Genomic DNA, 13,888 nt, shown 5'->3' with positions numbered 1-13,888 from the left:
TCGAAGTGCACGGTGTCAGAGGGCGGCGGCGAGCGAGCGCGTGCCGGCGATCAGGAGGGCGGCGTCGTCCTGCGGCGGGTGCACCCGGGAGGCGAGGACGTCGCGGAGATGCCGCTCGAGCGGGTGGTGCCGGGTGAGGCCGGGGTTGCCGAGCGCGGCGACGGCCGTCTCGACCGCGGTGACGGCCGAGCGGGTGGCGAGCAGCTTGCCGACGACGAGGCGCTCGGCGGCGCGAGGGTCGTCCGCGTCCACCCGCGCGGCCAGTGCGAGCAGCACCTCCTCGGCCTGCACCAGCTGCGCCTGGATCTCGCCGGCGACCGAGCGGATCCGCTCCGTCGTCGCGATCGGCCGGCCGAGCGAGGTGGGCACGCGGTCGTTCGCGAAGCGGACGAAGAAGCTCTGCGCCGCCCGCCCGACGCCGACGTAGAGGGCAGCGACGGCGAGGCCGAAGCCGCCGGCCGCCCCGGCCTCGGGCACGAGCTGCGAGCGGGGCGTGCCTCGGAAGTGCCCGAGCGGCAGGCGGACCCGCTCGTAGACCACGTCGTGCGTGCTCGAGGCCCGCTGGCCCAGGTGGTCCCAGGACCGCTCGATCCGGACGCCAGGGGCGTCGCCGGGCACGATCGCGTGCGCGAGCTCGGGCTCGCCCGACGGCCCCCGCTCGTCGACCGCCCAGACCAGGTGGTACGCGAGCCCCTCCGAGCCGGTGGCGAACCCCTTGCGGCCCTCGAGCAGCCACCCGTCGCCGTCGCGGCGGATCGTCGTGGCGGGCAAGCCGCCCCGGGCCGGAGCGCCCCACTCGGGCTCGGCGCGCACCGCGTTGAGCAGCACGGGGCGCTCGGCGGAGTCGGCGAGCACCGAGCGGTAGAGCTCCTCGGGCCAGAGCGCGGCGCGGTCCTGTGCGGCGTGCTGCAGCACGGTCATCGCCGAGATCAGCGCGACCGCCGGGTCGCCCTCGCCGAGCGCGCCGAAGACGCGGACGAGGTCGACGGTGGAGGCGGGCGTGCCGCCGTAGCGCGTGCCGACTCCGAGGGAGAGCAGTCCCGCCTCGTGCACGGCCTGGATCCCGCGCCAGGGGAACTCGGCGGTGCGGTCGTAGTGCTCGGCCGTCTCGGCGAGGCGGGCGGTGACCCGGGCGAGCGCGCGGTCCGAGAGGTCGGGCGCGGGGACGACCGCGGCGGCGGGTCGCGTGAGCAGCGTCACGCGATCGCCCCGGCGAGCTCGGCCTCGAGCGGCGGCTGCGCGACGATCTCGCCGCGGCGCCCGGTCGCCTCGCGGTGCGCGAGCTCCTCGCGGACCAGCGGGATGACGTACCGGCCGTAGTCGACCGCGTCGTTCAGGTTGTCGTAGCCGCGGATCGAGATCAGGTCGGCGCCGAGGTCGACGTAGTCGAGGATCGCGGCGGCGACCGTCTCCGGCGTGCCGACGAGCGCGGTGGAGGCGCCGGCCGCTCCGGTGGCGGTCGCGGTCGGCGTCCACAGCGCCCTGTCGTGCAGATCCTTCCGCCGTGCGATGTCGAGGAGGCGCTGCGAGCCGACGTTCGCCGGGCCGGTGGCACTCGGCGTCTGCACCCAGAGCCCCTTCTCGCCCTTGCGCGGGTTCGTCGTGCCGCCGCGGCTCTGCAGGATGCCGAGGATCCGGTGCGCCTTCTCCCAGGCGAGGTCCTCTGTCGGCGCGATGATCGGCCGGAAGGTGACCCAGGTGCGCGGGGTGTCGGCGCGGCCCGCGGCGAGCGCCGCGTCCGCGATGCGGTCGATCTGCTGCTGGGTGTCGGCCAGCGGCTCGCCCCACAGGCCGAAGATGTCGGCGAGCGCGCCGCCCTGGCGGTAGGCCTCGTCGCTCGAGCCGCCGACCGAGATCGGGATGGTGCCGCGCACCGGCCGCACCCGCGAGACGAAGTCCTCGAAGCGGTAGTGCTCCCCCTCGTAGTCGAACGGCTCGGTCGCCGACCAGACCTTCCGGAGGATGCGGAGGTACTCCTCCTGCCGCGCGTAGCGCTCGACCTTGCTCAGCCGGTCCCCCTCGCGGGCCTGCTCGTGGTCGTTCCCGCCGGCGATGAAGTGCACGACGGCCCGGCCGCCCGAGAGCTGGTCGAGGGTGGCCAGAGCCTTCGCGGCGACGGTCGGGTAGACCGTGTTGGGCCGGAGCGCGACGATCGGCTTCAGGTGCTCGGTGTACTGGGTCACCGCGGCGGCGATCGTGAACGGGTCGTGCCCGGCCGAGCCGTAGGGCACCAGCGTGTAGTCGAAGCCGCCGTCCTCGAGGATCCGGGAGTAGCGGCGCAGGTAGGCGACGTCGATGGCCGGGTCGGCCAGGCCGTTGACCTCGTTGGAGTGGTTGACGTTGATCGCGGAGATGAACTCGACGGTCATGGGAGGTCCTTTCGAGAGGGGGCGCAGGCACGCCGGAGGAGCGCGGGCACGCCGCAGGAGCGCGGGAGGGCGCGGAGAGAGTGACGCGCGGCGGCCGCGGAGGCGGGCCGCGGCGCGCAGGGGCCGGGACGGAAGCGGAAGCCGGCCGTCGGGCGGAGGAGTCGGGCGACGCGGAGACGTCAGCGGGAGACCGGACAGGAACATCCGCGCACCGGCGCGAAGGGGTTCCCGTCCGAGGACATTCGAGTGCCGGGCGTCCGCGCGGCGGAGCCTTCGCCGGCGGTCCCGCGGCTCGCTGCACCGGTCGCGCCGAGCGGCGCGGCGGCGGTGAGGGCGGGCGGGAAGGTCATGGCTCCGACGCTACGGGCGTGGTGCTCCGGGCGTCCAACGACGATTCCGGATGCGTTCCGATCGGCGATCCCGATCGTTGGTAACGATTCGTCATCCTCGCGTCGGAGGGTGGCGGCGGACGTCACACTCGCGCGCCCGCGGGCACCGCGACCGGCCTCGCCCGCACCGTCCCGAACACCTCGGCGAGGGCGGCGAGCGCCGTGTCCTCGACGTCCGGGGCCAGGCCGCGCCTGGAGACCAAGCGGAGGTTGACCGAGCCCAGCGCCGGCAGATCGTGCCGCACGACGAGCCCCTCGGCGACCGTGCCGCGGTGCGCGGTCGGCAGCACCGCGACTCCGACACCGGCGCGGGCCGCCGCGATCACGCCCTCCAGCCCCGCCGACTCGGCGACCACCCGCACCTCGTGACCGAAGGCGCCGAGCTGCTGCAGCGCGCGCTGGCGCATCCCGCACGGCTCGGAGTAGGCGACGAGCGGGATCGGCGCCCCCTCCGGCGGCTGCCAGCCGGGTGTCGAGTACCAGTCGAGCGGCAGCGTCGCGACCTGGCGGCCCGGCAGGTCGCCGCCCACGCCCAGGATGACCGCGAGATCGACGACGCCGCGCGCCACCGCCTCCGCCAGGTGGGTGGAGCGGTCGAGTGTGAAGGTGAGCGGTCGGTCGTCGAAAGCGCGGTGCAGCGTCTCGAGCAGGCGCGGCAGCAGCTGCTCCGCGGCCGGCTCGGTCAGGCCGAGGACGAGCGGGTTCTCGCTCGCCGCGTCGAGCAGCTCCAGCGCGTCGTCATGCACGGCGAGGATGCGCCGGGCCTGCACGAGGAGGCGCTCGCCGGCCGGCGTGAAGCGGGCCCTGCGCCCGACCTTCTCGATGAAGGTGCGCTCGAGCCGCCGCTCGAGGGTGCGCACGTGCTGCGAGACCGTCGGCTGGCTGATGTGCAGCGCCACCGCCGCCCGGCCGAAGCCCCCGCAGTCGGCGATCGCCACGAGCGTGCGCAGGTGGACGATGTCGAGGGTCTCGGGCATCCCCCGACGCTACGCAGCCGGCCGACCCGGGGCGACCTGGGGCGACCCGCGGCGCAACACGCCGACACGTCCGGGGAACGGCGAACGGCCGGACCCCCCGCTGATGCGGGAGTCCCGGCCGGACGAGTGCGTCGATCGGACTCGTGTCCGCCGATCAGTGCGCGAGCACAGGCTCCGCGGACGCTCCAGCCGAGACCGCGAGGCCCGCCGAGCGGCGGCGGAACAGCAGCACCGAGAGCACCGCGCCGAGGGCCAGGCCATCGTCGAGCCGCGCGCCCGCGCCAACCGCACGCTCCTGCGCCGCGCCATCGACCGCGGCGAGATCCCGGCCGACATCGACGTCGAGATGCTCGCGGTGCTGACGCCGTCGATGGTCACCTACCGCGTCCTCCTGATGCGCGAGCCCGTCGACCGCGACTACCTGATCTCCCTCGTCGACAACGTGCCGCGCCCGGCGGTCGGCCTGCGCGGCGGCGTCCCCGCCCCCTGACCCTCCGAGCCAGGTCTCGATGAGCCCCTTCGGGGCCACTCGGCCAGCACGATCGCGCACTGATGCGTGCTCTCCCGGCTTCCGAGCTGCGAAGCAGCCTCCACGCTCGGGATGACCTGCGGAAGCATCTGCCCAGCGCGGGGTCGATCTGGGGCGACTGGACTCGAGACGGGGTCCGACGGAGACGCCAGGCCCGCTGGGCGTCCTCTCGCGCTCATCCGCGGTCTCCAGTGGACGCGAACTGGGGTCTTCATCTGCTTCGAGGCCCGAGACGGGTCCGCTCGAGGACTCGGGTCGACCGCGCCCGACCCTGGCGAGTCAGGGCTCTGCAGATGACCTGGAATCGACGAAGGGCCCGCCCCCGAAGCGGGAAGGCGAGCCCTTCGACAATCGCGGCTCTCGAACTAGCTGCAGGTCACGGGCGGTTGCTCTCGCATGCGATTCGATCGTTGTCCTCATCGAGCATGAAGACGTCCCCGTAGTCGAGGTAGTAACGGTTGAATTCCGCCTGCGCATCTCGCTGGGTCGCGAAGTCCGGGCAATTCCTGGTGTCGCCCGGGAACGACAGCCGGATGGTGTTCGTCTGCCAGAGGGCTCGCCCACCGGCGCTGTAGATGACGAGGTTGCCGTCGGTCTGCATCACCATGCGCGCGCCCGGGTTGCCGGACGTGCCCGACTGCCAGCGGGCGGATCCGCCGGCCGAGTAGATCACGGCGTTGCCGTCGGTCTGCATCACCAGGCGGTTGCCCTGTCCGGAGACGCCGGCGGCCCAGCGCAGGCGGGGACCCGCGCCGTAGACGGCGAAGTTGCCGTCCGACTGCATCGGAGCGCGGAACTCGCCGGCCAGCAGGCTCTCGTTCCCGTACAGCGTCGTGCCGCCGTTCAGCTGGCTCTGCCCGTTGCCGGACGGCGGCGGGGTCGGAGCGGGCGGGGCCGGCGGTGCCGTGCTCGACCAGACCGGGCGGCTGCCCGAGTAGATCACCAGGTTGCCGTCGTCCTGCATCACCATGCGCGCGCCCGGGTTGCCCGCGGTGCTCGACTGCCAGAGGGAGCGGCTGCCCGAGTAGACGACCGCGTTGCCGTCGCCCTGCATCTCGAGGCGGTTGCCCGCGCCCGAGGTGCCGGAGCTCCAGCGGACCGAGCCGTTGCTGTAGACGACGAAGTTGCCGTCGCCCTGCATGACGGCGCGCGAGCGGGAGTCGCGCGAGGTGAGCTGCTGGCCGGAGCGCAGGGCCGAGCCGCCGGTGAGGGTGTCGCCGGAGACTGCCGGCGGGGCGGCCTGGCCGAACGACGACCAGGCGGCCGAGCCGTCGGTGCGGTAGACGACGAGGTTGCCGTCGTTCTGCATCACGAGCGAGGCGCCGTAGCTGCCGGCGGTGCCGGACTGCCAGACGGGGCGGCCCGAGGCCGTGTAGACGACGAGGTTGCCGTCCGACTGCATCTCGATGCGGGAGCCGACACCAGCGGTCTCGGTGCTGAAGGTCGGGCGGCCCGAGGCGTCGTAGACGACCGCGTTGCCGTCGCCCTGCATGACGAAGCGGGATCCGCCGTCGGACGAGGTGATCTGCTGGTCGGCGTAGAGGGTCGAGCCGGAGGTGAGGCGGTCCGTCACGTCGAGGGTCGACACGTCCTCGGCGGTCGCGCCGGGGGTGTCGAGCGTCCGGACCACGGCGGACGAGAGCGCCGATGCGGACGGAGCGAGCGCGGCGGCACCTCCCGAGGCGAGGAGGCACGCGAGCGTGAGGGCCGCGAGGCGGCGGGCGGGGGGCAGTGGCATGGAGCGCCTTTCGCAGTGCGGATGCAGAGGAGCCCGCTCATCGTCGAGCGGGCCAGCCGGAGCCTCCCATGCGGCGCATCGGCGCGTCCATCCCCCTGAGCAGAATTACCCGACAGATGCCGCGCGACCGGCCGCGTCACGAGCGGCCCCGCGAGTCTCCTAAAATCGGAGCCATGTCGAAGGTGTTGAACAGTCTGCCCGTGGGCGAGCGCGTCGGAATCGCATTCTCGGGAGGGCTCGACACATCGGTCGCGGTCGCCTGGATGCGCGAGAAGGGTGCGGTGCCCTGCACCTACACCGCCGACATCGGCCAGGCCGATGAGCCGGACATCGACAGCGTGCCCGCGCGCGCCGCGCAGTACGGCGCCGAGATCTCGCGCCTCGTCGATGCGAAGAGCGCGCTGGTCGAGGAGGGGCTCGTGGCCCTGCAGTGCGGCGCCTTCCACATCCGCTCCGGCGGCAAGACCTACTTCAACACCACTCCCCTGGGCCGCGCCGTCACCGGCACCCTGCTGGTCCGCGCGATGCGCGAGGACGGCGTCGACATCTGGGGCGACGGCTCCACCTACAAGGGCAACGACATCGAGCGGTTCTACCGCTACGGACTGCTCGCCAACCCGCGCCTGCGCATCTACAAGCCGTGGCTCGACGTGCAGTTCGTCAACGAGCTCGGCGGCCGCACGGAGATGTCGGAGTGGCTCGTCGCCCGCGGCTTCCCCTACCGCGACGCCACCGAGAAGGCGTACAGCACCGACGCGAACATCTGGGGCGCGACCCACGAGGCGAAGCGCCTCGAGGAGCTCTCCAGCGGCATGGAGCTGGTCGAGCCGATCATGGGAGTCGCCGCCTGGCGCGAGGACGTCGAGATCGCGGCCGAGACGGTCAGCGTCCGCTTCGAGGCGGGCCGCCCGGTCGCGCTCAACGGCGTCGAGTACTCCGACCCGGTCGCCCTCGTCCTCGAGGCGAACGCGATCGGCGGACGCCACGGCCTCGGCAACTCCGACCAGATCGAGAACCGCATCATCGAGGCGAAGAGCCGCGGCATCTACGAGGCGCCCGGCATGGCGCTGCTGCACCTGACCTACGAGCGCCTGCTCAACGCGATCCACAACGAGGACACGATCGCGCAGTACCACTCCGAGGGCCGCCGCCTCGGCCGCCTGATGTACGAGGGCCGCTGGCTCGACCCGCAGTCGCTGATGCTCCGCGAGTCCATCCAGCGCTGGGTCGGCTCGGCCGTCTCCGGCGAGGTCACCGTGCGCCTGCGCCGCGGCGACGACTACACGATCCTCGACACCACCGGCCCCGCCCTGAGCTACCACCCCGACAAGCTGTCGATGGAGCGCGTGGGCGACGCCGCGTTCGGGCCCGAGGACCGCATCGGCCAGCTGACCATGCGCAACCTCGACATCGCCGACTCCCGCTCGCGCCTCGAGCAGTACGCCGCCGCGGGCCTGGTCGGCGGCTCGACCGCCGAGCTGGTCGGCAAGCTCGAGATCGGCGAGTCCGAGGCGATCACCGAGGGCAACGGCTCGGCCGCCGCGGACGCGCTCGGCCGCGCGACCGACCTCGCCTCCGAGGGCGCCGCCTTCGACGCCGGCACCGACTGACACCACCCCTCGAAGGGCCGGCGGGGCTGCCCCCGCCGGCCCTTCGTGCGTCGCGGGCACCCGTCCGGCCGACCTCCGGCACGCGGACTCACCTCCGGCTCGCGGAATCACCTCCGGCACGCCGAATCACCTCCGGCTCGCGGAAACCGGCCCATCCCGCGAGCCCGAGCACGTTTCACGAGCCGAACCTCCACCGCCCGCACCCACGGCACGCGACATCTCCTCCGGCACGTGGAACCCGTCGCGATCCTGCGAGCCCGAGCACGTTCCACGAGCCGAACCTTCCTCGCCCCACCTCCGGCACGCAGATTCCCCTCCGGCTCGCGAAAACCGCCCGATCCCACGAGCCCAGGCCCGTTTCACGAGCCGAACCTCCGCCGCCCCCACCCCCGGCACGTCGAATCACCTCCGGCTCGCGAAAACCGCCCGATCCCACGAGCCCAGACCCGTTTCACGAGCCGAGCCTCCGCCGCCCCCACCCCCGGCACGCCGAATCACCTCCGGCTCGCGAAAACCGCCCGATCCCACGAGCCCAGGCCCGTTTCACGAGCCGAACCGACGCGCAGGCCGCCGTCCCACGACGACCACCGACGGCCGCAGGCTCGCCCCACCACCCCGCCCCGATCGGACCGAGGGAGGGACGCGGTACCTCGTCGCGGCTCCTGGCTCGGGCCTGGCGGGCGCGCCGCAGGCGCGCGGGAAGGAGCCGCGACGAGGTGCCGCGTCCCTCCCGCCCCCGAAGACGACGTCGCAGAACGACGAGAGCGCCGGAGTCAGTCCCCCCGCACCAGCCCGAGCGCCGACTCCGCCGTCGCCACCGACTGCGCCGGATCGACCCGCGCCAGCACCAGCGCCGTCACCAGCAGCGACACGAGCACCCCGGCCTGCCGCTCCCACCACTCCGCCGGCGCCTCCGGCCACCGCGCGGCCGCCCCCGCGAGCATCGCCCGCTGCAGCTCGGCCCGGTACTCCGCGATCACCTCGCGGACCGCGTCGTCGCGCGCGATCGGCGCACCCGCCGCGTTCAGGAGCAGGCACCCGCTCTGCGCGGACACGGTCCGGGGATCCGCGAGCGCGTCCCGCAGCCCCGCGAAGTACTCGCCGAGGCCCGCGGGATGCACGTCCTCGCGGGTCAGTGGTGCGAGCCTCGGCCGCACGATCTCGTCGAGGTAGCTCTGCACCGCCGCGTCGAAGAGCCCGCGCTTGCTGCCGAACGCGTGGTAGAGGCTGGAGCGGCCGAGTCCGGTCGCCGCCTCGAGCTCGGGCAGCGACGCCTCCTCGAAGCCGCGGTCCCAGAAGACGGCGCGGGCGGACCGGACGACCTGGTCGGTGTCGAAGCTCTGCGTGCGACCCACGGCGACCCCCTCTGCTGACTGCTCCGGACGAGCCGGCGACCGGGACTGTTGTGAACCGGTCGTTCCAGTCTAGAGTGAGTGCGTTCTATAGTGAACCGAGCGTTACACAATCAGGAGGTCCCGTCGTGATCGTCATCGGACTCGTGCTCGCCGCCCTCGCGGCCCTGCTGCACGTCTACATCTTCCTGCTGGAGTCCCTGCTCTGGACGACCCCGCGAGCCCGCTCCACCTTCGGCACCACCGCGGGCGAGGCCGAGGCGACGAAGGAGCTCGCGTTCAACCAGGGCTTCTACAACCTGTTCCTCGCGATCGTGACCGTCATCGGCGTGATCGCCTTCGCCTCGGGAGCGACCGCCGTCGGCGCCGCGCTCGTCTTCACCGGCACCGGCTCGATGGTGGCGGCCGCCCTCGTGCTGCTGCTGTCCTCCCCCGGCAAGCGCCGCGCGGCCCTCACGCAGATGGCGCCCGGACTGCTCGCCGTCCTCGCGCTGGCGATCGGCCTCGCCGCCTCCTGAGCACCGCCCCCGACACCACCGTTCCACGACCCGCGAAAGGCTCCATGAGCACCGTCACCAGCACCCAGATCCAGCTCGTCCGCCGCCCCGTCGGCTGGCCCGTCACCGAGGACTTCCGCACCGCGCGGGTCGAGTACGACGAGCCCGCCGCGGGCGAGATCCGCGTCGAGAACGCCTTCCTCTCCGTCGATCCGTACATGCGCGGGCGGATGAACGACGTCAAGAGCTACACCCCGCCGTACGCCCTCGGCGAGACCATGACCGGCGGCGCGATCGGCCGGGTCACCGTGTCGGACGACCCGGAGTTCCCCGTCGGGGCCGTGGTCCTGCACCAGCTCGGCTGGCGCGACATCGTCCAGGCGGAGACCGCGGCGTTCCGCGTCGTCCCCGAGATCCCCGGCGCCCCGCTGTCGCTGCGGCTCGGCGTCCTGGGCATGACGGGGCTCACCGCCTTCGTCGGCCTCACCACCATCGCGGGGCTGAAGGAGGGCGACACCGTCTTCGTCTCCGGCGCCGCGGGAGCCGTCGGCTCGGCCGTCGGTCAGATCGCGCGCCTGCTGGGAGCGAAGCGCGTCATCGGCTCCGCCGGCTCGGCGGAGAAGGTCGCGCTGCTCACCGAGAAGTACGGCTACGACGCCGCGTTCGATTACCACGCCGGCCCCGTCCGCGAGCAGCTCGCCGCGGCGGCACCGGACGGCATCGACGTCTACTTCGACAACGTCGGCGGCGACCACCTCGAGGCGGCGCTCGACGCGTTCAACGACGGCGGACGCGCAGCGCTCTGCGGCGCGATCGCGGGCTACAACAGCACCGAGAAGCCGGCCGGCCCGGACAACATGGCCAACATCATCACCCGCGCGCTGACGCTGCGCGGCTTCACGCTCGCGGCGTACCTCGACCACGCGCCGGAGTTCAACCGCCTGATGGGCGGCTGGTTCCAGGAGGGGCGCATCGCCTACGACGAGACCGTCGTCGACGGCATCGACCACGCGGTCGACGCGTTCCTCTCGATGATGCGCGGCGGCAACACCGGGAAGATGATCGTCCGCCTCTAGGGCCGGATCTCGATGGTGAGCTCCGCCCGGACGCTCCACGCGAGCAGCCGGACCATGCTGGTCGAGTAGCCGAGCAGCGGCGTATCGAGACCCACCCGACGATCGACGGTGGATCTCGATACGCCCTCTCCGAGGGCTACTCGATCAGCATGATCCGGCCCACTCGACGATCGGGCGGTGGATCTCGATACGCCCTCTCCGAGGGCTACTCGATCAGCATGAGCCAGCCCCGCGCCGGCACGTCAGGTGAGCAGCCGCACATGCTGGTCGAGTAGCCGCGCAGCGGCGTATCGAGACCCGGTGACGCCGGAGCGTCAGCGCTTGACGGCGTCGATCTTCAGCATCTTCGCGATGACCGAGTCGAGCTCGGAGTCGTCGAAGATCTTCTTCCAGTCGTCCTTGATCAGGGACTCGCGGCCGTAGCCCATGGCGATGTGGCACGCCTCGGAGAACGGGTTCGACCCGCGCAGGCCGTTGGTGAGCGCGATCCAGGTGTGGCCGTAGAGCATGGCGCGCGCAGCCTCGTAGGGCACGCCGACGCCGTTGACGGTCTCGTCCAGCGCCTCCTTGAGGAACTCGCCGACCATGCAGGCGATGGTCTCGACCAGGGTCGGCTCGAGGACGGCCAACTGCTTGACGGTGACCCAGTGCACCGCGATCACGGGCGCGTAGATGGTCGAGATGACCTTCTCCGCGATGGCGCGCACGTCGTCGTCCGCGTCCTCGAGGGCCGCGACGACCTCCTGGGGAGCGGCGATGCCGCCGAACGTGTCGGCCCACTCCTCCGGGGTGGTGCGCTCGAGGAACACCGACGGGTGGCACGGGTGCGCCACGGCGTAGTGGATGTCCTCGCGCTTCGCCAGCAGCCCCGCGTAGGCGGCGGCCGGGTCGAGGGTGAGGATGATCGCGCCCGACTTCATCTGCGGGATGACGTCCTCCGACACCGCGCCGAGCACGACGTCCGGAACCGCGAGGATGACGACGTCGGCGTCCTTCACCGCGTCGGGGGTCGCGGTGATCTCGCGGCCCGCCTCGCGGGTGCGCTCCTGGCCCGCGGGCGAGGCCTCGCTGTAGAGGGCCGTGTAGTCGGACTTCTGCAGGTTGTTCGAGACCCGCATACCCATCTTGCCGCCGGCGCCGATGACGGCGACGGTCAGGGCGGAGGCGGCGGTGCCCGAGGCGGTGGTGGTGGTGGTGTCGGTCATGAGTTCCTTCTCCTGAGCTGGTCGAGGGTGGTGCGGGTCCACTCGGCTTCGAGCCGGGTGGTGGCGAGTGCCTGCTCCGCGGCGGGGACGGTGTCCTGCCACGGGAGCCAGAACTCGATGATCTGGGTGATGCCGCGCTCGGCGGGCCGGAGCAGCGCGAGCATGCCGTCGTAGTCGAGGCGGCCGTCGCCGAGCGCCGTGCCGGTGTAGACGAAGCCGACCCAGCCGGGATTCCGGCTGAAGTCGAAGTCCTTCACGTGCCAGTTCGCGACGTACGGGGCGCACCGGGCGGTGACGTCCTGGGGCAGCTCGAGGTTCGCGACGGTGTTCGCCGGGTCGAGGCAGATGCGGATCCGCGGGTGATCGAGCGTCGCGACCACGTCGACGAGATCGGCGGTGCTCACCTGCTCGTAGGTCTCCAAGGCCAGGGTGACGCCGGCCTCCTCGAGCTCGGGGGCGATCTCGCGCAGGCGCCGCAGCGTCTCCTCGCGGCCCGGCCGGTCCTCCCCCGACGTCCACATGCTGCGCAGCAGGACGACGTCGAGAGCACGGGCCAGGCGGAGCCAGCGCCGCAGGTGCGCGGGGTCGGTCCCGCGGGTGCCGAGCTCGAGCGCGACCCCCTCGGCCGCGGCGAGCGAGCGAAGCGACGCCAGTGACTCGTCCGAGTACTCCTCGAGCACCGGCACGTCGCAGAGCTGCAGCAGCTCGACGCCGAGCGCGGCGGTCTCGCGGACCATGTCCTCGACGCCGAGCGGCTCGGGGACGCGGTCGGAGGAGCGCCAGAAGAAGGCGTAGCTGCTGAGCCCGATCACGACCGGGCCTCCCCGGCGGAGCGGGTGAGCGCCAGCGCCTCGTCGAGGATCGCGCCGACCGCCTCCGGGTCGTGCGCGAAGCGGCCGAGGAAGAGGCCGGGCACCCGGCCCTCGAGCGCGGTCAGCAGCCCAGGTCCGGCGCTGCCGCCGTAGATCACGCGGCTGCCGGCGCGGCCGGGCAGCTCCGCGAGGGCCGCCTCGAGCGCCGTGACGACACCGGCGATGAAGGCCGGCTCGGCGGGCTCGGGGGCGCCGATCGCCCAGACCGGCTCGTAGGCGGCGAGGATCGGGCCGACCGCGCCGGCCTCGTCCGCGCTCTCGAGCGCCGAGGCGATCTGCGCGAGCACGAGCTCGACGGCGTCCTCCACGGAGCCGCGCTCGGTCTCGCCGACGCAGAGCAGCGGGACGAGGTCGTTGCGGAACGCCGCGGCGACCTTCGCACGCACGCGCTCGTCGTCGTCGCCGAACAGCGCGCGCCGCTCGGCGTGGCCGATCTCGACGAGGCGGCAGCCGACCTCGCGCACCTCCGCGCCGCTGACCTCGCCGGTGAACGCTCCCGCGTCCTCCCAGAACAGGTCCTGCGCGCCGAGCGCGACACCGGCCTCGGCCGCCAGGGCGCCGACCGGCACCAGCGCGGGGAACGTCGGCACCACGAACAGCTCGACGGCCCCGGACGCGACGGCCTCGTGGCTCCTCGCGATCTCGGCGATGCGCCGCATCCACTCGATCGTCCGCGCGTGGCCGAAGTACATCTTGAGGCTCACGCCGACGGTGAACGCCGGGGCGTCCCCGGCGGCGCGGCTCAGCACGAGCCGACCGACCCGGCGTCGTCCGCGACCGGGTTCCCGGCCTCGTACTCCTCGATCACGCGCACCTTCTCGGCGGAGGCGGAGGACGTGTCGAACTCGTAGCCGAGCCATTCCTTCGCGAGGCGGCGGGCCAGCTCGATGCCGACGACGCGCTGGCCCATGCAGAGCACCTGCGCGTCGTTGGAGAGGATCGAGCGCTCGACCGAGAAGGAATCGTGCGCGGTGACCGCGCGGATGCCGGAGACCTTGTTGGCGGCGATCGCGACGCCGAGTCCGGTGCCGCAGATCAGGATCGCGCGGTCGGCCTCGCCGCGGGCGACCATCTCGGCCGCCGCGATGGCGACGCTCGGGTAGGGCGTGTGCGACTGGGCGTCCACGCCGACGTCGACGACGCTCGCGACGCGGGAGTCCTTCTCGAGGTCGGCCTTGACGATCTCCTTGTAGTCGAGACCGGCGTCGTCGGAGCCGACGACGAGGCGGAAGGGTGCGCTCATGGGTGTTCTCTCCTTGCGGGTCGGGGTCGTG

General features: G+C 72.8%; 13 protein-coding genes. 4 read left to right on the top strand and 9 right to left on the bottom strand.

Annotated features, from left to right (window positions below):
* Positions 1–15 precede the first annotated feature (15 nt).
* The 3 genes from HQQ82_RS17455 to HQQ82_RS17445 all read right to left on the bottom strand — a co-directional run bounded on the left by HQQ82_RS17455 (position 16) and on the right by HQQ82_RS17445 (position 3,735).
* Positions 16–1,200, bottom strand: coding sequence for an acyl-CoA dehydrogenase family protein (locus HQQ82_RS17455; RefSeq protein ID WP_173235343.1), 1,185 nt, complete (start codon positions 1,198–1,200; stop codon positions 16–18).
* On the bottom strand, positions 1,197–2,369 hold the full coding sequence (locus HQQ82_RS17450) for an LLM class flavin-dependent oxidoreductase (protein WP_173235342.1): 1,173 nt from the start codon (positions 2,367–2,369) through the stop codon (positions 1,197–1,199). The genes HQQ82_RS17455 and HQQ82_RS17450 overlap by 4 nt, the downstream gene beginning before the upstream one ends.
* Positions 2,370–2,841: 472 nt before the next feature.
* Positions 2,842–3,735, bottom strand: coding sequence for a LysR family transcriptional regulator (locus HQQ82_RS17445; RefSeq protein WP_173235341.1), 894 nt, complete (start codon positions 3,733–3,735; stop codon positions 2,842–2,844).
* A 157-nt stretch (positions 3,736–3,892) separates the two neighbouring features.
* On the opposite strand from HQQ82_RS17445, the gene HQQ82_RS17440 reads away from it, so the two are divergent.
* On the top strand, positions 3,893–4,225 hold the full coding sequence (locus tag HQQ82_RS17440; protein ID WP_173235340.1) for a TetR-like C-terminal domain-containing protein: 333 nt from the start codon (positions 3,893–3,895) through the stop codon (positions 4,223–4,225).
* Between the two features lie 415 nt (positions 4,226–4,640).
* Here the strand turns inward: HQQ82_RS17440 and HQQ82_RS17435 are convergent, their stop codons facing one another.
* The gene (locus HQQ82_RS17435) at positions 4,641–6,002 is read right to left on the bottom strand and encodes a hypothetical protein (RefSeq protein WP_173235339.1); all 1,362 of its coding nucleotides are present in this window, start codon (positions 6,000–6,002) and stop codon (positions 4,641–4,643) included.
* 173 nt (positions 6,003–6,175) lie between these two features.
* Between HQQ82_RS17435 and argG the strand changes: the two genes are divergently transcribed.
* Positions 6,176–7,612 (top strand): argininosuccinate synthase, encoded by a 1,437-nt coding sequence (gene argG / locus HQQ82_RS17430; RefSeq protein ID WP_173235338.1) that lies wholly within the window; start codon positions 6,176–6,178, stop codon positions 7,610–7,612.
* Positions 7,613–8,385: 773 nt separating this feature from the next.
* Here argG and HQQ82_RS17425 read toward each other — a convergent pair.
* Positions 8,386–8,967, bottom strand: a complete 582-nt coding sequence (locus HQQ82_RS17425) for a TetR/AcrR family transcriptional regulator (protein ID WP_173235337.1) — start codon at positions 8,965–8,967, stop codon at positions 8,386–8,388.
* Positions 8,968–9,092: 125 nt separating this feature from the next.
* Here HQQ82_RS17425 and HQQ82_RS17420 point away from each other — a divergent pair, with 125 nt between their 5' ends.
* Positions 9,093–9,482 (top strand): DUF1304 domain-containing protein, encoded by a 390-nt coding sequence (locus HQQ82_RS17420; protein WP_173235336.1) that lies wholly within the window; start codon positions 9,093–9,095, stop codon positions 9,480–9,482.
* 44 nt (positions 9,483–9,526) lie between these two features.
* Positions 9,527–10,537: an NADP-dependent oxidoreductase gene (locus HQQ82_RS17415; RefSeq protein WP_173235335.1), complete on the top strand. Its 1,011-nt coding sequence runs from the start codon at positions 9,527–9,529 to the stop codon at positions 10,535–10,537.
* A 314-nt stretch (positions 10,538–10,851) separates the two neighbouring features.
* Here HQQ82_RS17415 and HQQ82_RS17410 read toward each other — a convergent pair whose 3' ends face one another.
* The 4 genes from HQQ82_RS17410 to HQQ82_RS17395 are packed head-to-tail and all read right to left on the bottom strand — an operon-like array spanning position 10,852 to position 13,857.
* Positions 10,852–11,742, bottom strand: a complete 891-nt coding sequence (locus HQQ82_RS17410) for a phosphogluconate dehydrogenase C-terminal domain-containing protein (RefSeq protein WP_173235334.1) — start codon at positions 11,740–11,742, stop codon at positions 10,852–10,854.
* Positions 11,739–12,554, bottom strand: a complete 816-nt coding sequence (locus tag HQQ82_RS17405) for a sugar phosphate isomerase/epimerase family protein (protein ID WP_367947999.1) — start codon at positions 12,552–12,554, stop codon at positions 11,739–11,741. Before HQQ82_RS17405 ends, HQQ82_RS17410 begins: the two co-directional genes overlap by 4 nt.
* Complete coding sequence (locus tag HQQ82_RS17400; RefSeq protein WP_367947998.1) at positions 12,551–13,363, bottom strand: triose-phosphate isomerase; 813 nt, start codon at positions 13,361–13,363, stop codon at positions 12,551–12,553. Before HQQ82_RS17400 ends, HQQ82_RS17405 begins: the two co-directional genes overlap by 4 nt.
* The gene (locus HQQ82_RS17395; protein WP_173235333.1) at positions 13,357–13,857 is read right to left on the bottom strand and encodes a ribose-5-phosphate isomerase; all 501 of its coding nucleotides are present in this window, start codon (positions 13,855–13,857) and stop codon (positions 13,357–13,359) included. Before HQQ82_RS17395 ends, HQQ82_RS17400 begins: the two co-directional genes overlap by 7 nt.
* Positions 13,858–13,888: the final 31 nt, after the last annotated feature.

It is taken from the genome of Rathayibacter sp. VKM Ac-2856 (assembly GCF_013205055.1).
Lineage (GTDB): Bacteria > Actinomycetota > Actinomycetes > Actinomycetales > Microbacteriaceae > Rathayibacter.
Note: the sequence above shows the minus strand (reverse complement) of the source record. Positions and strands in the feature narration are given on the sequence as shown.